General features: G+C 60.6%; 16 protein-coding genes. 8 read left to right on the plus strand and 8 right to left on the minus strand.

Translation table 11 applies throughout. From position 1 onward, the window contains the following. The first annotated feature begins 193 nt into the window (after positions 1–193). The 3 genes from ABTV22_RS20065 (at position 194) to ABTV22_RS20075 (ending at position 4,239) form a co-directional block, all read left to right on the plus strand. A complete protein-coding gene (locus ABTV22_RS20065; protein ID WP_433736229.1) occupies positions 194–1,363 on the plus strand; it encodes an aromatic ring-hydroxylating oxygenase subunit alpha in 1,170 nt (389 codons plus the stop codon). 143 nt (positions 1,364–1,506) lie between these two features. After that, complete coding sequence (locus ABTV22_RS20070) at positions 1,507–3,168, plus strand: choline dehydrogenase (protein ID WP_433736230.1); 1,662 nt, start codon at positions 1,507–1,509, stop codon at positions 3,166–3,168. Positions 3,169–3,177: 9 nt separating this feature from the next. Beyond that, a complete protein-coding gene (locus ABTV22_RS20075; RefSeq protein ID WP_433736231.1) occupies positions 3,178–4,239 on the plus strand; it encodes a GlxA family transcriptional regulator in 1,062 nt (353 codons plus the stop codon). A 303-nt stretch (positions 4,240–4,542) separates the two neighbouring features. Here ABTV22_RS20075 and ABTV22_RS20080 read toward each other — a convergent pair whose 3' ends face one another. Next, positions 4,543–5,295 (minus strand): class II aldolase and adducin N-terminal domain-containing protein, encoded by a 753-nt coding sequence (locus ABTV22_RS20080; protein ID WP_433736232.1) that lies wholly within the window; start codon positions 5,293–5,295, stop codon positions 4,543–4,545. A gap of 202 nt (positions 5,296–5,497) precedes the next feature. Here ABTV22_RS20080 and ABTV22_RS20085 point away from each other — a divergent pair, with 202 nt between their 5' ends. From ABTV22_RS20085 to ABTV22_RS20100, 4 genes are all read left to right on the plus strand, one after another. Further along, positions 5,498–6,979, plus strand: a complete 1,482-nt coding sequence (locus tag ABTV22_RS20085; RefSeq protein ID WP_433736233.1) for an aldehyde dehydrogenase family protein — start codon at positions 5,498–5,500, stop codon at positions 6,977–6,979. A gap of 173 nt (positions 6,980–7,152) precedes the next feature. Further along, positions 7,153–8,088 (plus strand): choline ABC transporter substrate-binding protein, encoded by a 936-nt coding sequence (locus ABTV22_RS20090; RefSeq protein WP_433736234.1) that lies wholly within the window; start codon positions 7,153–7,155, stop codon positions 8,086–8,088. Positions 8,089–8,333: 245 nt separating this feature from the next. After that, a complete protein-coding gene (locus tag ABTV22_RS20095; RefSeq protein WP_433736235.1) occupies positions 8,334–9,455 on the plus strand; it encodes an HlyD family secretion protein in 1,122 nt (373 codons plus the stop codon). Beyond that, positions 9,452–11,044, plus strand: a complete 1,593-nt coding sequence (locus ABTV22_RS20100; protein ID WP_433736236.1) for a DHA2 family efflux MFS transporter permease subunit — start codon at positions 9,452–9,454, stop codon at positions 11,042–11,044. Before ABTV22_RS20095 ends, ABTV22_RS20100 begins: the two co-directional genes overlap by 4 nt. Positions 11,045–11,191: 147 nt before the next feature. Here ABTV22_RS20100 and ABTV22_RS20105 read toward each other — a convergent pair whose 3' ends face one another. The 3 genes from ABTV22_RS20105 to ABTV22_RS20115 form a co-directional block, all read right to left on the minus strand. Further along, positions 11,192–11,632: a carboxymuconolactone decarboxylase family protein gene (locus tag ABTV22_RS20105; protein ID WP_433736237.1), complete on the minus strand. Its 441-nt coding sequence runs from the start codon at positions 11,630–11,632 to the stop codon at positions 11,192–11,194. 256 nt (positions 11,633–11,888) lie between these two features. After that, a complete protein-coding gene (locus tag ABTV22_RS20110; RefSeq protein WP_433736238.1) occupies positions 11,889–13,334 on the minus strand; it encodes a mechanosensitive ion channel domain-containing protein in 1,446 nt (481 codons plus the stop codon). A gap of 160 nt (positions 13,335–13,494) precedes the next feature. Further along, positions 13,495–14,361: a pirin family protein gene (locus ABTV22_RS20115; protein ID WP_433736239.1), complete on the minus strand. Its 867-nt coding sequence runs from the start codon at positions 14,359–14,361 to the stop codon at positions 13,495–13,497. Positions 14,362–14,808: 447 nt separating this feature from the next. Here ABTV22_RS20115 and dkgB point away from each other — a divergent pair, with 447 nt between their 5' ends. Continuing rightward, complete coding sequence (dkgB, locus tag ABTV22_RS20120) at positions 14,809–15,612, plus strand: 2,5-didehydrogluconate reductase DkgB (RefSeq protein WP_433736240.1); 804 nt, start codon at positions 14,809–14,811, stop codon at positions 15,610–15,612. A gap of 21 nt (positions 15,613–15,633) precedes the next feature. On the opposite strand, the gene ABTV22_RS20125 is transcribed toward dkgB, so the two are convergent. From ABTV22_RS20125 to mgtA, 4 genes are all read right to left on the minus strand, one after another. Next, positions 15,634–18,873 (minus strand): transporter substrate-binding domain-containing protein, encoded by a 3,240-nt coding sequence (locus ABTV22_RS20125; RefSeq protein ID WP_433736241.1) that lies wholly within the window; start codon positions 18,871–18,873, stop codon positions 15,634–15,636. Continuing rightward, positions 18,874–19,500: a response regulator gene (locus tag ABTV22_RS20130; protein ID WP_433736242.1), complete on the minus strand. Its 627-nt coding sequence runs from the start codon at positions 19,498–19,500 to the stop codon at positions 18,874–18,876. It abuts the gene before it with no gap. Positions 19,501–19,594: 94 nt separating this feature from the next. After that, positions 19,595–20,008 carry a response regulator gene (locus tag ABTV22_RS20135; RefSeq protein ID WP_433736243.1) on the minus strand — a complete coding sequence of 138 codons (414 nt, stop codon included), beginning with the start codon at positions 20,006–20,008 and terminating at the stop codon, positions 19,595–19,597. Between the two features lie 229 nt (positions 20,009–20,237). Then, a complete protein-coding gene (gene mgtA, locus ABTV22_RS20140) occupies positions 20,238–22,955 on the minus strand; it encodes a magnesium-translocating P-type ATPase (RefSeq protein WP_433736244.1) in 2,718 nt (905 codons plus the stop codon). Positions 22,956–23,057: the final 102 nt, after the last annotated feature.

Genomic DNA, 23,057 nt, shown 5'->3' on the forward strand with positions numbered 1-23,057 from the left:
ACATTTGGAACGCGTCCTCCTGTAGGAGCTGCCGCAGGCTGCGATCTTTTCGCTTTGCAGCGGATCTCCCTTTGATGTTTTCCCCCTGCAACTGGTCGCTTTCCATCAATCCCCCCACTTCCTCGCCCCCTAGATTAGGACCCACAACAGCAAGCCGTACCGTGCGGCGCCAGGCACCGAGGAGATTGTCCCCATGCAAAACAACCACACCCTCAAGGCTCACAGTTCGATCGATGGCTGGGATCATCAGGACCCGGAAGAAGCCTTCACCCTGCCCTCGCGCTATTTCTACGACGAGACCCTGTTCAAGGCCGAGCGCGACAATATTTTCATGCACGCCTGGCATGTGGCCGGGCACGTGAGTGAGTTTGCCGAGCCTGGGCAGTATGTGGTGACGGATCTGTTCGACCAGAGCGTGGTGGTGGCCAAAAATCGGCAGGGGCAGATCCATGCCTTCCATAACGTTTGCCAGCATCGCGGCAATCGCCTGCTCGAAGAGCGTCGCGGCACCACCGGAGGCGTGGTGCGTTGTGCCTATCATTCGTGGTGCTACGAAATGGACGGCAGCCTGCGCAGCGCGCCCCGTTGCGAGAAGATGAAGAACTTCGAGTTGCAGCAGTTCAACATTCCGCAGATCCGCACCGAGGAAATGGGCGGTTTCATCTACTTCAACCTCGACCCGAAAGCCCCGTCGCTGCGGGACCTATTCCCCGGTGCCGATGAAGAAATGCGCCGGGTGTTCCCGGACCTGGCCAACATGCGCCTGATCGAGGAACAAGACGTGATCGTGCCGGCCAACTGGAAGGTGATCATGGACAACTCCATCGAGGGTTATCACTTCAAGCTGTCGGGGCCGTGCCATATCGACCTGGCCAAGCTGATCGACTTCAAGGGCTATCAGTTGACCAAACGCGACAACTGGTGGACCTACATCGCCCCGGCCAATCTCTCGGTGACCGAAGCCTACGGCGTGCCGCTGCGCAAGGACCTGAACCCGGACGAGTGCTTCTTCAACATCGGCATGTGGCCAAACAACACCTTCTACACCTTCCCGTTCTCGGAGTTTTTGGGGTCGTTCATCATGATTCCACTGGACGCCGAGCGCTCGCTGCTGCGCTTCGGTTACTACTCCAGCAACGCCGAGACCGCGAAAGTCAGCGAGCAATGCATGAAGTGGATGAACGAGGACCTGGGGCCGGAAGACATTGCCCTGAACATTTCGGTGCAGAAAGGCCTGCGTTCACTGGGTTATGACCAGGGCCGCTACATGATCGATGCCCAGCGCAGCAATGAAAGCGAGCATCTGGTGCACCACTTCCACCGGTTGGTGTTCAACGGGATTCATGGAGATTCCGCGATCTGAACCCACCCACATCCTGTAGGAGCTGCCGCAGGCTGCGATCTTTTGACTTTGCTTTTAAAGGACAAGATCAAAAGATCGCAGCCTGCGGCAGCTCCTACAGGGGATCGGTGTTGTGACCCTTCATTTATGGAGCAAAACGAACCATGGCCAACCATGAGTTTGATTACCTGATCGTGGGCGCAGGGTCCGCCGGCTGCGTGTTGGCCAATCGCCTCGGCGAGGACCCCGCCGTGCAAATCCTGCTGTTGGAAGCTGGGCCGGCGGACAAGAGTTGGACCATCGACATGCCGTCCGCCGTCGGGCTGGTGGTCGGCGGTACGCGCTACAACTGGAGCTACAGCTCCGAGCCGGAACCGTACCTGAACGGCCGCCGTATCGGCACGCCTCGCGGCCGGACCCTGGGCGGTTCGTCGTCGATCAATGGCATGGTTTACATCCGTGGCCATGCCCGTGATTACGACGCCTGGGCCGAACAGGGCTGCACCGGCTGGAGTTATCAGGACGTGCTGCCGTACTTCAAACGGGCACAGGCCCATGCCGATGGTGCGGATGATTATCGCGGGGCGACCGGGCATCTGCACGTCACCCCCGGCGACACGCAAACGCCGTTATGCGCGGCGTTTCTCAAGGCCGGCGCCGAGGCTGGCTATGGTTTGAGCGACGATCTCAATGGCTATCGCCAGGAAGCCTTCGGCCCGGTGGATCGCACCACCCGCAACGGACGGCGCTGGAGCACCTCGCGCGGGTATCTGAGTGAAGCGCTGGGCCGGGGCAATGTGCGCGTGAGCACCGATGCCCTGGCGTTGCGCATCCTGTTCAAAGGCCAACGCGCGATTGGTATCGAGTACGAACAGAGCGGTGAAACCCATCAGGTGTTTGCCCGGCGCGAAGTGCTGCTGACCGCCGGTGCGATCAACTCACCACAGCTGTTGTTGCTGTCAGGCGTAGGTCCGGCCTCTGAATTGCGCGATCTGGGCATCACGGTCAAAAAGGACCTGCCCGGCGTCGGCCGGCGCCTCAACGATCACCCGGACACTGTCGTGCAGTACCTGTGCAAAAAACCGGTATCGCTATACCCCTGGACCACCGCGCCGGGCAAATGGTGGATCGGTGCCCGCTGGTTCGCCACCCACGACGGACTGGCGGCGAGCAATCATTTTGAAGCCGGGGCGTTCATCCGCTCCCGGGCCGGCGTCGAACACCCAGACCTGCAACTGACCTTCATGCCGCTGGCGGTGAAACCCGGCAGCGTCGACCTGGTGCCAAGCCATGCCTTCCAGATCCACATCGACCTGATGCGCCCCACCAGCCTGGGCAGCGTCACGCTCAACAGTGCCGACCCCAAACAACCACCGCGCATCCTGTTCAATTACTTGAAAACCGAGCAGGATCGGGCGGACATGCGTGCAGGTGCCAGGCTGGTGCGCGAGATCATCGCGCAACCGGCGATGGCGGCGTTCCGGGGCGAGGAACTGGTACCCGGCGCCCACGCGCAAAGTGATGCAGCGCTGGATGCCTGGGCCCGACAAGTCACGGAAACCGGCTACCATGCCAGCGGCACCTGCAAGATGGGCCCGGCCAGCGATGCCGAAGCGGTGGTCGACCCGCACTTGCGGGTGCATGGCCTCGACGGTTTGCGGGTGGTGGACGCCTCGATCATGCCGATTATCGTCAGCGGCAACACCAATGCGCCGACGGTGATGATCGCGGAGAAAGCCAGTGACATGATTCGTGGCAGGCAATCTTTGCCGGCATCGGATGCACCAGCATGGATTCACCCGCAATGGCAGACACGGCAACGATAGAGATCACACATGAGCAATCAATCGTTCGATGACACTCAAACCCGTTTCACCTGGCGGCGCGGCGATGTCGCGCCGTTGCGGGTCGCGGTGTTGCTGCTACCGTCGTTTTCCAACTTCGGCCTGGCTGCGGTGCTGGAGCCTTTGGCGATTGCCAATTGGCTGAGCCAACGTGAGTTGTTTCAGTGGTCGTTGTTGTCGCTGGACGGCGCACCGGTGCAAGCCAGCAACGGCTTGACCACCGTCGCCAATGACGGTCTGAAGACCGATCAGGGCTTTGATGTGTGCCTGGTGATCGCCAGTTTCGATGTGCACAAACACAGCCGCAACCTGGCGCTCAAGAGCTGGCTGCGCAAACAGGCGCTGTTCGGTGCGGTGTTGATGGGGGTGGAAACCGGCACCGAGTTGCTGGCGGCGGCTGGTGTGCTCGACGGTTATGAAGCGGCGGTGCATTGGGACAACTTGCAGGGCTTTCAGGAAAGTTATCCACGGGTCCATGCCAAGCCGCAGCTCTACACCCTGGAACGCCAACGCATGACTTGCGCCGGCGCCACCACCACGCTGGACATGTTGCTGGGCTGGATCGGACAGAGTGTCGACAGCGAACTGGCCCGGGAAATCGGCATGCACTTGCTGATGGGCCAGGTGCGGGCGCCGGCGGACAACCAGCTCGACGGCGGCCTGACCAGCACCGGGATGTACGGCAACAAGATTCGCCGGGCGGTGCAGTTGATGGAACAGGCGCTGGAAGAGCCGCTGGATTGCGAAGCGATTGCCGGCCAGGTCGGGTTGTCGCGACGGCAACTGGAACGGCAATTCAAACATCAGACCGGCCTGTCGCCGCTCAAGTATTACCTCACCCTGCGGCTGGCCAAGGCCCACAGCTTGTTGCAACAGACGCGCCTGAGCGTGGCCCAGGTTGCCGCCTGCTCGGGCTTTGGTTCGTTGGAACATTTTTCCCGCACCTACCGCGCCCGCTTCGGTTGCCCCCCCAGCGAAGACCGCAGCCAGGTCTGGACCGCCCCCGTGATGCGCCAGCCGCTGCGCAAGGAGCAACGACCGGCCAAGGTGTAGTGAGGCAATCGCTTTTCGTAGGAGCCAGGCTCCTGCTCCAGCGAAGGCGCTCTGACGCAACTGCATTTCGCTTTTTGCTTTTCGTAGGAGCCAGGCTTGCCGGCGAAGGCGTATTTGAGGACGCCTTCGCCGGCAAGCCTGGCTCCTACGGGGTTCGCTGTTCGGCGGTCACACGGCGGTACTCGGGCTCCTGCCCCAGCGAAGGCGCTCTGACGCAACTGCATTTCGCTTTTTGCTTTTCGTAGGAGCCAGGCTTGCCGGCGAAGGCGCTTTTGAGGACGCTTTCGCCGGCAAGCCTGGCTCCTACAGATCCCGGTGACCGGCAGTCATTAGGCGGTACTCAGGTTCCTCTTCGTCCAGAATTCCCATCAGTGCATTGAAATGCTTGTCGGCAAAGCCCGGATACTCGAGCCATTGCCGGCAGGTCTTGCGCGCGATGTCATCGCTGGCGATGCGCAACTCACGCCCCGTCGACAGCGCGGTGATGTAGGTCTCGCACGCCCGCTCGAAGTAATACAGATCATCAAACGCCTGGGCGATGCTCGGTGCCGCCACCAACACGCCGTGATTGCCCATCAACAGAATCGGCTTGCCCCCCAACAGGCGGCTGACCCGCTCGGCCTCGTCCCCCAGCCCCATTCCGTCAAAACCGTCATCGATGACCACGCGCTCGAAAAAACGCATGCAGTTCTGCTCGATGGGCGGCAGCCGCGAATCCTTGAGGCACGCCAATGCCGTCGCATATTTCGAATGGGTGTGCAGGATGCATCGGGCATGGGGCTGGTTGCGATGCAAGGCGCTGTGCAAGGCCCAAGCAGTAATGTCCGGCGCGTCCGGGCGGTCGAGGCTAGCCGGGTCATCGGCGTTGACCAGCAGCAAATCGCTGGCCCTGATTCGTGAGAAGTGCTTGCCGTAAGGGTTGATCAAAAACTCCCGACCGTCCCCGGACACCGCCACGCTGAAGTGATTGGCGATGGATTCGTGCAAGTTCAGCCGCGCGGCCCAGCGAAACGCACAGGCCAGGCGAATTCTCAGTTGCTCAACGGATTGACTCATCCCGTACTCCACAGAGGTTGATCGGTTGCCTGGCAGTGTAGAGACGCGTCTTGCGCGCACTTGATGGGAAACGACATTGACTGCCGTTATTTCACAGCGCCGCAATTGCTGGAAAACGGCGCGCTTATGCCGCGTTTGATCAAGAGCGCCCCCGCGCCCACCGCCATAGTGACGGCCACGACCCACCTGGCTGGAGACGCCCATGCTGCAGATTCATTTGTTCATCGCGGGCCATTGGCAGGCGCCACAGGTGCAGCGCTATCGCGATGTGATCAACCCTGCCACCGAGGAAGTGCTGGCACAGGTGGCCGTCGCCGATGCCGTGGATGCACAGCAGGCCATCGACGCCGCGCGCCTGGCGTTCGATCACAGCCCCTGGCCGACAATGCCGGTGACCGAACGCGCACAACTGCTGCAAAAAATCGCTGCCTTGATCGAACAGGACGCCGAGCACCTGGCCCGCCTGGAAACCCTCAACGCCGGTAAAACCCTGGGCGAAAGCCTTGGCGACATCGGCAACGTGGTGGCAACCTTCCGCTATTACGCGGCACTGCTGGAAAGCGAAAGCGCCAGCGTCAACAGCCATGCGCCGGCCCATGTCATCAGCTTCAACCAGCGCGAACCCGTGGGCGTGTGCGCCTTGATCGCACCGTGGAACTACCCCCTGCTGCAAGCGGTGTGGAAAATCGCCCCGGCCCTGGCCGCCGGCAATACCGTGGTGTTCAAACCCAGCAGCCTGACACCGATGACGGCACATCGCCTGACCGCCCTGCTGGCCCAGGCCGGTGTACCCGACGGTGTATTCAATCTGTTGTGCGGCGGCGGGGATGTCGGTGAAGTACTCGCCGCCAGCCATGACGTAGACCTAGTGTCGCTGACCGGTGGTGCGGGTGCCGGGGGCAAGGTGATGCGCGCCGCCAGCGGCAACTTCAAGCGCGTGGCCCTGGAACTGGGCGGCAAGAATCCGAACATCGTGTTTGCCGACGCCGATTTCGAGGTGGCGTTGGATCAGGCACTGAACGCGGTGTTTTTCAATGCCGGGCAAATCTGCTCGGCCGGCTCGCGACTGTTGATCGAAGACAGCATTCATGATCGGTTTGTCGAGGCATTACAGCAACGCATCTCAAGAATTCGCCTGGGCAGTGGCCTCGATCAATCCACACAAATGGGCCCGTTGATTTCCGCCGGCCAGCGCGACCTGATCCTGACGATGATTGCCGGTGCCGTCGAACAAGGCGCGACGTTGTTGGCCGGTGGCACGATCCCCGAGCAGTTCGATCGAGGCTTCTGGTTGCGCCCAACCTTGCTCGGCAACGTTACGGCCGATATGCGCATCGCCCGGGAAGAAATCTTCGGCCCGGTGATCACTGTCGAGCGTTTCAGCGGCGAAGCCCAGGCCCTGCAGCTGGCCAACGACACGCCCTATGGCCTGGCGGCCGGCGTCTGGACCCGAGACATTGGCAAGGCGTACCGCATGGCCAAGCGGTTGCGGGTCGGGACCCTGTGGATCAACGACTACAACGCCGCTTTCCCGCAGGCGCCATGGGGCGGCTACAAGTCCAGCGGCATTGGTCGCGAACTGTCCCGGGCCGGGCTCGATGAGTTCACCGAACTCAAGCACATCTACCTCAATACCCAGCCGGCGGCGCTGAATTGGTTTGGTGTCGATCAACCGACCACTTAAAGCGAATACAACCCTGTGGCGAGGGGATTCATCCCCGTTGGGCTGCGAAGCAGCCCCGCTTATCCCTAAACAGAAGGGGACTGCTGCGCAGTCCAACGGGGATGAATCCCCTCGCCACAGCAAAGTTTGTGAAATTCCAAAACAAGAACAACAGCACCTTGAGGAGTCGATCCATGAAAGCCTTGCTCTTGCTTGCATCCCTCAGTATTCCGTTGCTCGCCCACGCCGCCGAACCGGAATCCTGCGCCACGGTGCGCTTTTCCGACGTCGGCTGGACCGACATCACCGTCACCACCGCCGTCGCCAGCGAAGTGCTGGAATCGCTGGGCTACAAGACCAAAACCACCCTGCTGTCGATCCCGGTGACCTACCGCGCCTTGTCGTCCGGCAAGGAACTGGACGTGTTCCTCGGCAACTGGATGCCCACCACTGAAAACGACATCAAGCCCTACCGCGACGCCGGCACCGTGGAGACCGTGCGCGCCAACCTGCACGGCGCCAAATACACCCTGGCCGTGCCCGACTACGTGTACGACGCCGGGCTGCATGACTTTGCCGACATCGCCAAATTCAAGGACAAACTCAACGGCCAGCTTTACGGCATTGAACCGGGCAACGACGGCAACCGGTTGATCCAGAGCATGATCGATAAGAACGCCTTCGGCCTGGAGGACTTCAAGATCATCGAATCCAGCGAAGCGGCGATGCTCTCGCAACTCAAGCGCACCACCCGCAAGAACGAATGGATGGTGTTCCTGGCCTGGGAACCGCACCCGATGAACACCCGCAACAAGATGAAGTACCTCAGTGGCGGTGATGACTACTTCGGCCCGAACTACGGCCAGGCCACGGTCTACACCAACGTGCGCAAGGGCTACCTCACTGAATGCAGCAACGTCGGCAAGGTCCTGCAGAACATGGAGTTCAGCCTGGCAATGGAGAACCAGTTGATGGATGCGGTGTTGAATCAGAACCAGAAACCGAGGGCGGCAGCAAAAGCCTGGTTGAAGGCCAACCCGGCGGTGTTGCAGGCCTGGCTTTCCGGCGTGAGCAGCCGCGATGGCAAGGATGGACTGGCGATGGCCAGTGCGCGGTTGGCCGCCCAATAACTGATAACACCAACCCCCTGTAGGAGCGAGCATGCTCGCGATGGCGTCCTTCCAGTCAATAAAGCACTGACTGATAAACCGCTATCGCGAGCATGCTCGCTCCTACAGTAGTTCTTCAGCGATCACCCCATCTCATTCCCCTGCGATACCACCTGACGATCGGCAGCAAAAATAAATTGCGACTAAATATGACATGCGTCATATTACATGCGTAATTAAATGCCGTTTCCTACAGGTAGCCCTCCATGACCAGCATGCCTTCCGTTGAGCCCGACCTGGCTGTCCCGGTAATCACGCCCAAGCCTCCCCTGCTCAAACGCCTGCTTTTGCCTACCGTCGGCATCGCTGCCTTGGTGCTGGCCGGTGTGTATGGCGCTCATTGGTGGACCACCGGCCGTTTCATCGAGGAAACCGACGACGCCTACATCGGCGGCGACGTGACGGTGATCGGGTCGAAGGTCGCCGGTTACATCGACGAAGTGCTGGTGACCGACAACCAGAAGGTCAAGGCCGGCGATGTGCTGATCCGCCTCGATTCCCGGGATTACCGCGCCACCCTGGCCAAGGCCGAAGGCGCAGTGGCGGCGCAGGAGGCCCTGCTGGCCAATCTCGACGCCATCGAACAACTGCAACAGGCGGTCATCGGCCAGGCCCGCGCCGGTATCGATGCCGCCGGGGCCGAAACCGCCCGTTCGCGGGATGACGATGCCCGCTATAAAAAACTGGTCAGCACCAACGCTGTTTCGGTGGAAAGCGCCCAGCGGGCCAATGCCACGTTCAAGACCGCCCAGGCCCAAAGCAGCCGCGCCCAGGCTGAACTGCTGGCGACGCAACGGCAGTTGAACGTAATCGCCACACAGAAACAGCAAGCCCGCGCCGCCTTGATTCAAGCCAAGGCCGAACGTGACCTGGCGCAACTGAATGTCGGTTACACCGAACTGCGGGCACCGGTCGATGGCGTAATCGGCAATCGCCGGGCGCGGGTCGGCGCCTATGCCCAGGCCGGTTCGCAATTGCTGTCGGTGGTGCCATCGAGTGGGTTATGGGTCGACGCCAACTTCAAGGAAGACCAACTGGCGCGCATGGTGCCGGGGCAGCGCGTGGTGATTCATGCCGACGTGCTTTCGGGGCAGACCTTCCACGGTCATCTGGACAGCCTGGCGCCGGCCAGCGGCTCACAATTCAGCGTACTGCCACCGGAAAACGCCACCGGCAACTTCACCAAGATCGTGCAGCGGGTGCCGGTGCGGATTCACCTTGATCCGGCCGACAGCGTGCTCGGTCACCTGCGTCCGGGCCTGTCGGTCACCGCGCAAGTGGACACCCGTGAAGCGCCGGATGCGCCAGCCGTGGCCAGCGCGCCATGAGCCGCGCCCTCGCCGTCCCGGCGCAACCGTTCAATGCCGCGGACATGGCCACGGCGACCAAGGTCTTCGCCTTCGCCAGCATGTGCGTCGGCATGTTCATTGCGTTGCTGGACATCCAGATTGTCTCGGCCTCGCTGCGTGACATTGGCGGTGGCCTGTCGGCCGGCACCGACGAAACCGCCTGGGTGCAAACCAGTTACCTGATCGCCGAAATCATTGTGATCCCGCTGTCCGGCTGGTTGTCGCGGGTGTTCTCCACGCGCTGGCTGTTCTGTGCCTCCGCCGTGGGTTTCACCCTGACCAGCCTGCTCTGCGGCGTGGCCTGGAACATCCAGAGCATGATCACCTTCCGCGCTCTGCAAGGTTTTGTCGGCGGTTCGATGATTCCGATGGTGTTCACCACGGCGTTCGTTTTCTTCAATGGCAAGCAGCGAGTGATTGCCGCCGCCACCATCGGAGCCGTGGCTTCGCTGGCCCCCACCCTCGGCCCGGTGATCGGAGGCTGGATCACCGACGTGTCCTCCTGGCACTGGCTGTTCTACATCAACCTGGTGCCGGGGATATTTGTCGCAGTGGTCGTGCCGATGCTGGTGAAGATCGACCAACCGGAACTGTCGCTGCTCAAGGGCGCCGACTATCTGAGCATGGTGTTTCTGGCGTTGTTCCTCGGTTGCCTGGAATACACCCTCGAAGAAGGCCCGCGCTGGAACTGGTTCAGTGACCGCACGATTCTGACCACTGCGTGGATCAGCGGCTTGGCCGGGCTGGCCTTCATCGGCCGGACCCTGCACGTGGCCAATCCGATCGTCGATTTGCGTGCCCTGAAGGATCGCAACTTCGCCCTCGGCTGTTTCTTCTCGTTCGTCACCGGGATCGGCCTGTTCGCCACCATTTACCTGACGCCGCTGTTTCTCGGTCGGGTACGCGGCTATGGCGCGCTGGACATTGGTCTGGCGGTTTTCTCCACCGGTGTGTTCCAACTCATGGCGATTCCGCTGTATGCCTTTCTGGCCAACCGCGTCGACCTGCGCTGGATCATGATGACCGGCCTTGGACTGTTCGCCCTGTCGATGTGGGATTTCAGCCCGATCACCCATGACTGGGGCGCCAGGGAATTGATGCTGCCACAAGCCTTTCGCGGGATTGCACAGCAACTGGCAGTGCCACCGGCGGTGACCTTGACCTTGGGCGGGTTGGCACCGGCGCGGCTCAAACATGCTTCGGGATTGTTCAACCTGATGCGTAACCTGGGTGGCGCCATCGGCATCGCTGCCTGCGCGACCATCCTCAACGATCGCACCAACCTGCACTTCACCCGGTTGGCGGAAAACCTCAACAGCACCAATGAAGCAATGAACCAGTGGCTGTCGCAAGTCGGCAACAACTTCGCCACCCTCGGCCAGAGCGGCGATGTCGGTGTCACGGCGAGCCTCCACCAACTATGGCTGCTGACCTACCGCGAAGCGCAAACCCAAACCTATGGCGACGCGTTCCTGATGATCATGGCCTGCTTCATCATCGCCACGGCGATGGTCCCCTTGATGCGCAAGGTGCAACCACCGCCAGCGCCGAGTGCGGATGCGCATTGAGCCCTATCGCGGGCAAGCCCGCTCCTACAGGATCTCCACCGACTGTAGGAGCGAGGCTTGCCCGCGATGGCGTCGGCACATTCAACGTTGATGTGACTGACCGACCGCCATCGCGAGCAGGCTCGCTCCTACAGTTATTAGAGGATTTCAGGCTTGCGGCATTTTACGGAAGCCCACCGCCAAGCGATTCCAGCTGTTGATGGTGTTGATCGCCACGGTCAGGTCGACCATTTCCTTGGGCGTGAACTGTTTGCTGACGAACTCGTAGTCTTCGTCCGGAGCGTGGGTCAGGCTCAGTTGGGTCAGGGATTCGGTCCACAGCAAGGCGGCGCGTTCGCGGTCGGTGAAAAACGGTGCTTCGCGCCAAGCGGTGACGGCAAACAGGCGACGGGTCGTTTCACCGCCCTTGATGGCATCGGTGGTGTGCATGTCGATGCAGAAGGCACAGCCATTGATTTGCGAGGCGCGTAGCTTGACCAGTTCGATCAGGGGCTTTTCCAGTGGCAGTTTGGAAACGGCGGTTTCCAGGGCAATCATGGCTTTGAGGGCATCAGGGCTTGCGGTGTAGAAATCGATACGGGACTGCATGACAGGCTCCAGGACAAGTGGGTGTGCAGATACGTTAGTCCCACCGACGTCTTGTACAAATAGCCAATCTTCGGGAAGTCGAGGAGGCCACTGGCGACAACCGCTCAATAAAGTGCGAAATGACAAAAGCCTCGCCCCTACAGACAGTGGATATCCTGTAGGAGCGAGGCTTTCCCGCGATGGGCGTCAACGAAAACGCGTGCTCCACGATCGAAGCCGTGCCTGCTATCCGCGCAGCGGCCTGGCGCTGTAAAACTCAACCCGCCCGCTTGAGCAACCACTGCAAAAACCCTTTCTTACGCACCACCACCGGCACTTCCTGAGTCAGCGTCTGCACCTTGTGCAAACGGAAATCCAACAGGGTTTTCATGGCGTCGTTGATGTCCTGGCGGGCGTCCAGGCAAGGTTTGAGGTAACTCTCTTCAATGCGATACAGCGAGCAAAAGGTCTTCGCGCTGAATTCAGCCTTGGACGAGCTCTCGGTCAGGATCCCCGCTTCGCCGATCACCTCCCCCGGCCCCATGCGCCCGGTTTCGATGGACGAACCGTGCACGCTCAATGTCACCGATACCACGCCGGACTCGATGATGAATAAGTGATGACTGACCTCCCCCGCCGCCAGGATCGTCTCGCCAGCGCGGAAGGTCTGCAGGTTCATGTTCTGGCTGAAGGTTTCTTTTTCTTCCTGGCGTAACGTCGAGAAGATCGGCGAGCTCTCGAGCAGCGCCCGTGGCCGTGAGGTGTCGCCCTGCGGATTGGGCTCCACGCTCGACAGCAGGTCGACCCCGGCGGCCTTCAAGTGCCGATACGCCAGATCGAACAGTTGATTGCGCACCGAGCGCTTTTCGCTCATCGAAGCGACGAAACCGCTGATTTCATATTCCGTGCCGGCGGCGTTCGAGCTTTTGAGCGCCACTTTCGGACCAGGTGAACTCAACAGCGTGCGGCAGCCCTGCATCGCCCGCTCAAGGGCATCGATCACGGTGTGCGGGCGCACATGGGGGCTGACCTGCAAGCTGATCGAAACACCGAACATATCGCTGGGTCGGCTGAAATTGGTGATCTTGGCCTTGGCCGCCAGCGAGTTGGGAATCACGATCATGCTGCCTTCGGAGGTTTGCAGCCGCGTGGCCCGCCAATCGATGTCGATCACCCGGCCTTCGGTGCCGTCGATGGCGATCCAGTCATCCAGTTGATAGGGCTTGGTGGTGTTCAGGACAATCCCGGAAAACACGTCGCTGAGGGTACTTTGCAGGGCCAGGCCGACGATGATCGCCAGGGCGCCAGAGGTGGCCAGCACGCCCTTGACCGGCAGATTGAGCACATAGGCCATGGACGCGATCACCGCGACCAGGAAAATCACCGCGCCGAGCAGATCCTGCAACAGGCGCCCGGTATGCCCCACCCGTTGCATCATCACCGCGCCAATCAACACTGTCAGGGTGCGTGCGGCAAACAACCACCAGGCGATTTGCAGGCCGGTGGCCGCCAGGTTCAATGGCACATTGTCGACCCAGGGGGCGGGCTCCATCGGGTTCAGGCCTTCGTTGAACAGCAGCAGGCTGTACAACGAGAAAATCACCAGCCGCACCAGGAGTTTCCAGTTGTGGTGGCTGGCACCGACAAAGCGCCATAACACCAGATCGATCAGGAGCAGGATCAGGGCACAGATCAGCGGGTGTTCGGCGAGCAATGACAGCATCAAGCAACTCCAGCAAGGGCCATTAATGCAATATCGCATACATTGTAGGAGCTGCCGAAGGCTGCGATCTTTTGATCTTGGTTTTTAACCAATTGAAAGCCGCCGAAGATTAAAAGATCGCAGCCTTCGGCAGCTCCTACAGGGGGGGCGATGGGGTTGCTTAACCCTGCATCCGGCCGAAGCGCCCGGACTGGTAGTCGGCGAAGGCCTGGTGGATTTCCTGCTCGGTGTTCATCACGAACGGGCCGTGACCGACGATGGGCTCGTCGATCGGTTCGCCGCTGAGCAGCAGCACCACCGCGTCCTCGCTGGCTTCAAGGGTCAGTCGGTCGCCATCGCGTTCGAACAGTGCCAACTGCCCCGGACGCGCCGATTCAAGTCCATTGATCTGAACCGAACCGCGCAGGACCACCAGCGCCGTGTTGCGTCCTTCATGCAGATCCAGGCTGAGCAACTTGCCGGCATTGAGGCGCAAGTCCCAGACATCGATCGGTGTGAAGGTGCGCGCCGGCCCCTGTTGGCCGTCGAACTCTCCGGCGATCAGACGCACGCTGCCGGCATTGTCCTTCAGGGCAATGCGCGGGATATCGCGATCCAAAATGCCCTGGTAACCGGCATCGGCCATTTTGTCCTTGGCGGGCAGGTTGACCCACAGCTGGACCATTTCAAGGGTGCCGCCGCGCTTGGCGAAGTCTTCGGAATGAAACTCCTCATGAACAATCCCTGAAGCCGCTGTCATCCATTGCACATCGCCGGGACCGATCTTGCCGCCGCTGCCGGTGGAGTCGCGGTGTTCCACTTCACCTTCGTAAACGATGGTCACGGTTTCGAACCCACGGTGTGGGTGCTGGCCCACGCCACGCCGCTCGGTCGTCGGGGTAAATTGCGCGGGGCCGGCGTGATCCAGCAACAGGAACGGGCTGATGTGCTTGCCCAGGTTGTCGTAGGAAAACAGTGTGCGAACCGGGAAACCGTCGCCGACCCAATGGGCCCGCGGGCTGGTGTAGATACCGATGATGTTTTTCATGGTGTCTCCTGAAAAGTGGGTAAAGCCATGAATACAGCTTAAAACCATGAACAATATGGCGCTAGACAGCAAAAACCGGCTTCATCGTTCCACCTGCAGAACGATGATCAGCACGAGCTTATGATGTGGGCGGGCGCAAGTAAGCGACTGACTCAACGACCTGCATGATTTTTGAAGCGCTGGGTAAGGCACGAGGACCGAGCCGCCCCCATCGCGGGCAAGCCTTGCTCCTACGGACGTGTATTGTTCAAAAATATCGCGAACACCCCCAGCCCTGTAGGAGCAAGGCTTGCCCGCGATGGCGCCGGACTGAACACCACCAACTCATCAGACTGACTCCAGATTCTTGACCTGCGGTAAACATTGCTTTGCCCATCCAGCGGTTTTTCTCACGGGTGCCAGCGCGGATACTCGTGCCCATTCCCACTGCAACCTCTGGAGTCCTACATGTCTATCCCCGCTTTCGGTCTGGGTACCTTTCGCTTGCAAGGCCAAGTGGTCATCGATTCGGTCAGCACTGGCCTTGAACTGGGCTACCGGACCATCGACACCGCGCAAATCTACGAGAACGAAGCCGAGGTCGGTGAGGCCATTGCGGCCAGCGGCATTCCTCGTGAAGACCTGTTCATCACCAGCAAGATCTGGGTCGCCAACTATGCTGGCGATCGCCTGATCGAAAGCCTGAAAGAAAGTCTGCAAAAACTGCGGACCGATTATCTGGACCTGACCCTGATCCACTGGCCGTCGCCGGAAGATGCCGTGCCGGTCGAAGAATTCATGGGAGCCCTGCTCGAAGCCAAGCGCCTGGGCCTGACCCGCCAGATCGGTGTCTCCAACTTCACCGTCGACCTGATGCAACAAGCCATCGCCGCCGTCGGTGCCGAGCACATCGCCACCAACCAGATCGAACTGCACCCGTACCTGCAAAACCGCAAGGTCGTCGAGTTCGCCCACAGCCAGGGCATCCACATCACCTCGTACATGACCCTGGCCTATGGCGAAGTGCTCAAGGACCCGGTCATTGCCCAGATTGCCGACCGCCTGCAAGCGACCCCGGCGCAAGTCACCCTGGCCTGGGCCATGCAATTGGGGCATGCGGTGATTCCTTCCTCCACCAAAACCGCCAACCTCGCCAGCAACCTCAAGGCCTGCGCCATGAAGCTGAGCGATGCCGACATGGCATTGATCGCCGGCCTGGATCGCGGCCATCGCCTGACCAGCCCGAAAGGTATTGCACCGCTCTGGGATTGAAACGCGGGGGGAGATTAATCTTCAGCCTTGCTCAAGATGGTGTTCCAGACGCGTCATAGCCTGATGTAACTGATCGACCGCAGCGTCGATCAGTGAGGCATCGCCCTCGGCGCAGGCACGTTCCAGTTGCTCGCAACACTCGACCAGCCGATATGCCCGGACCATCTGCGCCCCGCCCTTGATGCGGTGCGCCAGCGCCTGCAAGGCGTGGTCGTTGCCACTGGCATGCTCTTGCAACAGACGCACGCGGTCATCACGGTTGGTCACGGCCAGGTCGCGCAGCAGCTCTTCGATCAGCTCATTGTCGACGCCCGTGTATTGCCGCAACCCGCCCAGGTCGATCTCGGCCGCGGCAACCGCTTCGGCCGCGTCTGCCGACTCGCCGGAAAATCTGTTGGCCAACCAGGCACTCAGTTCGACCAGCCGAATCGGTTTGAACAGGCAGTCGTCCATACCCGCTTCAATACAACGAATTTTCTCTTCGGGCTGGGCGTTGGCAGTGAAACCCAGGATCACGGTCGGCGAGCCCACCAGGAACCGCTCCTCATCGCGAATCGCACCCGCCAGTTCATAACCGCTGACCAGCGGCATGTTGCAATCGGTGATGACCAGATCGATGGCCTGTTCACGCCATTGCTCGAAACCTTGCTGACCATCCTCTGCCACCTCCACCTGATGCCCCAGGTAACTCAATTGGCGCGAAAGCAACAAGCGATTGGCCGGGTAATCATCGACCACCAGAATCTTCAGTGAGCGAACCCTCGGCAGCGATTCACCCTCAGACACTTCAATGGCGGGCAGCGCCTGCAATGCGACCAGTTCAAGACGGATATCCACGCGCGTGCCGCGCCCCAGCACGCTGTCGAGTTGCAGGCGCCCGCCCATCTTTTCGCACAACGAACGGCTGATCACCAATCCCAGACCGGAACCCTGCCGACCGGATTGCGGGTTGTTCCCGGCCTGCACGAACGGGCTGAACAGACGTTGTTGGTCATAGGCACTTATGCCGACGCCGCTGTCCTCGACACACACATTGATCGCCAGACGGTCCGGCGGCGCGGGCACAACCTGCAACGTCAGACTGACCTCACCTTCGTGGGTGAACTTGATGGCATTGCTCAGCAGATTGGACAGCACCTGTTTGAAACGCGTGGGGTCGATCAGCACGTCGCGGTCACTGTGCGCGTCCAGCTCGACGCGCCATTGCAGATTTTTCTGCCGTGCCAGGCCTTCGAAGACCCGGCACACGGACACCACCAAGCCGTGCAGATTGGCCCGCTCCGGCGCCAGCGACAAATGCCCGGACTCGATACGGGCGATGTCCAGAATATCGCCGATCAATGCCAGCAGCTGTTGCCCGGCATTGGATGCCACTTCGATGGCCGCGCGGTCGGTGATGCCCTTGTCGGCCTGATTCTGTGCCAGCTCAAGCATGCCCAGCAGGGCATTCATCGGCGTGCGGATCTCATGGCTCATGGTGGCCAGGAAGGTGGTCTTGGCCCGGTTGGCATCGTCGGCGGCGTCCTTGGCGTCCTGCAATTGTCTGAGCCATTGCTGGCGCTGGCGAATCTGTCGACGCTGCCAGGCCATCGCGCTCAGGGCCAGTACCAGCAAGACGCCGATGGCGGCGAATCCCTGGAGAATGGCTTGTCGATGTCGTAGCCAGGGGCTTTGCTCCACCATCAAGTCATTGCGCCAGGGCAGCGTCAGTTCCTCGATTTCTTCAGGCGGGATGCTCAGCAAGGCCTTGTCCAGGATCGAATGCAACTCGGTCGCCTGTTGACTGGTTGCCAGGGTACTGCGCGCCGGATCGGTGCCCACCGTACTGGTCACCTGCAGGCGATCGCGGTATTGCCGGGAAATCAGGTAACGGGCGCCGATCAATGAATGGATACTGCCGTCGGCCTTGCCCTGGGCAACCATTTCCATGGCGTCCGCCGACAGCGGCGCCTCCACCAGGCGGATCAACGGGAAGTGTTGCCGCACGAACTCGCCAGCCACATTACCGAGGGTCAATGCCAGGGTTTTTCCGGCCATTTCATCAAGGGTCCCGGGGCTGTTCGGCGCCACGCGAGTGACCAGCACGGAAGGACTGGTCAGGAAGGCTCGGGTAAACAGCAAGTCCTCTTCACGTCGAGTGCTTAAGCCGATGCCGGCCAACACATCGACCTCACCGCTCTTGATGCCCTGCACCATTTCACTCACTGACCGCATGGCGCGGATGTCGAATTGCAACCCGGTGCGCAGACTGATTTTGGTCAAGACATCGACGCCGATCCCGCGATATTTACCGTCACTGTCGATGAAGGTGATCGGTGGGATGTTCTCGTTGATCGCCACGCTCACGCGAGGGTGTCGATCAAGCCAGCGTTGCTCGGCCACGCTCAGTTGCAGTGATTGCGTGCCCGGCATCGACACCCCGCTCGCTCCCCAGCGCCGCAGGATGTTCATTTGCTCGTTGGTCGTGATCGCCGCCAATGCCTGGTTGACGATGCGCAACAACCGGCGGTTGTCGGCGGCCATGGCGAAGGCGAAGCGCCCCGATTCCATACTCGAAAAGTCGGCCAGCTGGACATTGTTGAGGTAGTTTTTGCGGATCAGGTAATGGGCGCTGATCGCATCGCCCAGGTAGACATCGGCCTGACCGAACGCCACCGCGCCCACCGCCGAGAGCGCCGAAGGGAAAAGCTGAACATTCGCCTGGGGATAGAACTGCTGCACCCGTTGTTCGGGTAAGTAGTGATACAGAGTCGCCAGTCGCTTGCCGGCCAATGTCGGGGCAGGCAATGGCGGCGAGTCCGTGCGGGTCACCAGGACCGGTTGATCGACCGCATAGGCGCTGGACATTTGCAGCTGCGGATCCTGCGCCTCATAGCTATTGGCCGTTCCCAACAGGTCCGCCGTCCCCTGCTTGATCGCCCGGACCGCCTCTGCCCTGGACGCGTAACGCTGTACCTCGACCTCCACCTGTAGCAACTGCCGGAGCAGGCCGGCGTAGTCCGCCGTTACCCCTTCAAGCGCCTGGCCGCTGGTGGTGATATCAAAGGGCGGATAGTCGGGGGCCGAGACAGCAAGGGTCAATCGAGCCTTCTGTCGCAACCAGCGAGCATCGGCCTGCGACAGTTTGACGCCATACCCTTCCACGCTGGAACGTCCCAGCAACGTCAAGGATTGCGGCTGCGCACTGAGCGTTGTTGCCCATAGGCAAATGCCAAATACCAGCAGGTTTTTCAGGCGGCACAGGTGTCGGAGGCTGTTCATTCAGATCAGGTGATTGCGCAGGGCTAGATCTCGCAGATGCACCAATGACTCCACATTGAGTTTCTCGACCAAGCGGGTTTTGTAGGTGCTGACGGTTTTGTGGCTCAAATGCAGATCTTCGGCGATGGCCTTGTTGCTCATGCCCCGGGCCAGGTACTGGAAGATTGTCATCTCGCGGTCCGACAGATTGTCGATCATCTGCTTTTCGCTTCGCTGAAATAAGCTCATCGACACCGAACTCGATGGAAGCTGGGTGAAATAGGTGTAACCACCCCTCACGGCATGAACGGCTTTTTGCAGATGTTGCAGATCGTTGGTCTTGGCAACATAGGCCGCGGCACCCGCGCGCATGCAGCGATCCTGAAAGAACTCTGCCAGCTTGGACGTGAAGACCACGACCCGGCACCCTATTTCGCTGGCCTGGATCCGTGCCAGCACCTCCAGCCCGTCGAGATACGGAATGTCCAGGTCCAGCACCACCAATTCCGGATGGTGTTCGCGTATCGCCGGCAAGACTTCATTGCCGCTTTCAACTTCATGGATACGCTTGAATCCTTCCTGCCTGAGTACGATTTTGACCGCGCCGCGAATCACCGGATGATCATCCACAATCAGCACTGAATTCATGGCAACTCCCTGGGCAATAACACGACGATTGGGCCAAAGTACGCATCGGACGCAGTGGCTGCGCTCAGACCTTGGCATGGATATCTGCGTCGGGCTACCTGATAGAAATGACAGTTCCGACAAGCGGTAAATGTCGATCGACGAGCGCCATCTGCTGGCGCAGAGACGCAAGGTCCGGCAACACCGCGTGGCTCACCTGAACCTTTTTCTGCTCACAGGCAGGAATCAGCGGCAGCCGTGCCTGCTGGCCGTCGTAGATCAAAACGCGATTTAACTGATGATGATCGAGGCAATAGTCCAGCAGATTCAGCCTGTTGCCCGTGAACGCCGCATTGATGACCAGCAGATCGAACGGCTCGCTGGCGTAGTCCACCCATGCCAGCAACTCATCCAGGCTTTGCACCGGTGCAATCCGGTAATAATCGAGCTGATTGAACCAACGCTCGATTCTCAACCGGTTAAAGTGTTGTTCGTCCGCGATCAGGATGCGTAATGACTTGTTCGACAAGATAGCCCCCGCAGGCAGGCCCGAATGAATGAGCGCGCAAGGCTACGGAAGACCTCCGGGGCTTTCTGTAGGACTTTTCCGAAATACCACCCCCCATTGGATACGGACTACCCTGTAGGAGCGAGCCTGCTCGCGAAAAACGCCCGAACACCGCGATCATTCAGACAACCCGCGTTATCGTTGACCTCCATCGCGAGCAGGCTCGCTCCTACAAGGGAAGCGGGCAACATCATTGCCAGCCAAACCGCCGAATGTAGAACCCCTTCACCGCCTGGGTCAGGCCCATGTACGCCAGCAGGATCACCGGCAGGAACACAAAGTACAGCGACGGCAACGCCTGCAGTTTGAAGTAGTGCGCCAGCGGCCCCATCGGCAGGAAAATCCCCACGGCCATGATGATCCCCGTCATCACCATCAATGGCGTCGCCGCGCGGCTTTGCAGGAACGGCACTTTCGGCGTGCGAATCATGTGCACGATCAACGTCTGGGTCAGCAGCCCGACCACGAACCAGCCGGACTGGAACAAGGTCTGGTGGTCCGGGGTGTTGGCGTCGAACACGTACCACATCAGGGCGAAGGTGGTGATATCGAACACCGAGCTGATCGGCCCGAAAAACAGCATGAACCGCCCGACATCCGCCGGCTGCCAGCGCTGCGGTTTCTTCAGCATCTGGGCGTCGACGTTGTCGAACGGGATGGCGATCTGGGAGATGTCGTAGAGCAGGTTCTGCACCAGCAGGTGCATCGGCAGCATTGGCAGGAACGGAATGAACGCACTGGCCACCAGCACCGAGAACACGTTGCCGAAGTTGGAACTGGCGGTCATCTTGATGTACTTGAGCATGTTGGCGAAGGTCCTGCGCCCTTCCAGCACGCCCTCCTCCAGCACCATCAGGCTTTTTTCCAGCAGGATGATATCCGCCGCCTCCTTGGCGATGTCCACGGCACTGTCCACCGAAATACCGATGTCGGCGGTGCGCAGGGCCGGGGCGTCGTTGATCCCATCGCCCATGAAGCCGACCACATGGCCGTTGCCCTTGAGCAGGCGCACGATGCGCTCCTTGTGCGACGGCGTCAGTTTGGCAAAGACATTGGTGTGCTCCACCGCCACCGCCAGTTCGGCGTCGGTCATGCGTTCGACATCATTGCCCAGCAGCAGGCCTTGCTGTTCCAGCCCGACTTCGCGGCAGATTTTCGCGGTGACCAGTTCGTTGTCGCCGGTCAGCACTTTCACCGCCACGCCGTGTTCGGCCAGGGCCTTGAGTGCCGGCGCGGTGCTTTCTTTTGGCGGATCAAGGAACGCCACATAGCCGATCAGCGTCAGTTCCTGTTCATCGGCCAGGCTGTAGGCATCGCGTCCTTCGATCATCGGCCGAGCCGCCACTGCCACCACCCGCAAGCCTTCAGCATTGAATGTCGCCGTGACCTGACGAATCCGCGCCAGCAATTCAGCGCTCAGTGCTTCATCCATCTCGCCGTGACGCACACGAGAACACACCGCCAACACCTCCTCCACCGCCCCTTTGCAGATCAGCAGATGCGGTTGATCGCGCTCGGCGACCACCACCGACATGCGCCGACGGGTGAAGTCGAACGGGATCTCGTCGACCTTGCGAAACGCCGTGCCGACTTTCAGTTCACGATGGATTTCCACGTGCTCGAGCACCGCCACGTCCAGCAGGTTTTTCAGGCCGGTCTGGTAGTAGCTGTTGAGGTAGGCCATTTCCAGCACGTCATCGGAATCGTTGCCCCACACATCGACATTGCGTGCCAGGAAGATCTTGTCCTGGGTCAGGGTGCCGGTCTTGTCGGTGCACAGCACGTCCATGGCGCCGAAGTTCTGGATCGCATCCAGGCGCTTGACGATGACTTTCTTGCGCGACAGAAAAACCGCCCCTTTGGCCAATGTCGAGGTGACGATCATCGGCAGCATTTCCGGGGTCAGGCCCACGGCGATCGACAGCGCGAACAGCAGCGCTTGCATCCAGTCGCCCTTGGTGAAGCCATTGATGAACAACACCAGCGGCGCCATGACGAACATGAACCGGATCAACAGCCAACTGACTTTGTTGACCCCGGTCTGGAACGAAGTCGGCGCCCGGTCAGTGGCGCCAACCCGTTGCGCCAGGGCACCGAAATACGTGCTGTTGCCCGTGGTGAGAATCACCGCCATGGCCGTGCCGGACACCACGTTGGTGCCCATGAACAGAATGTTGTCCAGGTCCAGAGGATTGAGGGTGTCGCTGTCCTGTTGACGGGGAAATTTCTCCACCGGCATCGACTCGCCAGTCATGGCCGCCTGGCTGACGAACAGGTCCTTGGCGCTAAGCACCCGGCAATCGGCGGGAATCATGTCGCCGGCGGACAACACGATCAGGTCCCCCGGCACCAGTTCCTTGATCGGCAGCTCGATACGCAGGGCACTGCTGTTTTCCAAATCCCGGCGCAGCACCGTAGCCGTGTTGCTCACCATCGCCTTGAGTGCATCGGCGGCCTGGTTGGATTTGGTTTCCTGCCAGAAGCGCAGCAAGGTCGAGAGCACCACCATGGAAAAAATCACGATGGCCGCCTTCATGTCCTCAGTCAGCCAGGAGATGACCGCCAGCAAGGTCAGCAGCAGGTTGAACGGGTTCTTGTAGCAGTGCCACAGGTGGGTCCACCACGGCAGCGGCTGTTCGTGCTCGACTTCGTTGAGGCCGAATTGCTCGCGCAGTGCCTCGGCTTCCTGCTCACTCAAGCCATCGGTGTGGCTGCCCAACCTGTCGAGCAGCGGGCCGGTGTCGCTGCCGGCAGCGCTGACCAGCGTCTGTGCCAACGTCGGCGGCACCTCGCGGCTGACCGTGGTGTCGGTGAAGGTTTCCAGCAGCGCCAGGCGACGGAAGTGCCGGGCAATGTGGCGAGTGCGCAGGAATCCGGCGAAGAATTCCTTGAGCAGGGTCAGGTTCATGGCAGTTCCCCCAGGGTCAGCCGGGAAACCGTCGAGCAGGCGTGTCGGTGCGCCGCAATGACGACTTAAGGTCGAACATCACGCACGGTTCAGCGTCGATGA

Origin of the sequence: Pseudomonas putida (genome assembly GCF_050990305.1) — a bacterium.
In the GTDB taxonomy this organism is placed as follows: Bacteria; Pseudomonadota; Gammaproteobacteria; order Pseudomonadales; family Pseudomonadaceae; genus Aquipseudomonas; species Aquipseudomonas putida_AH.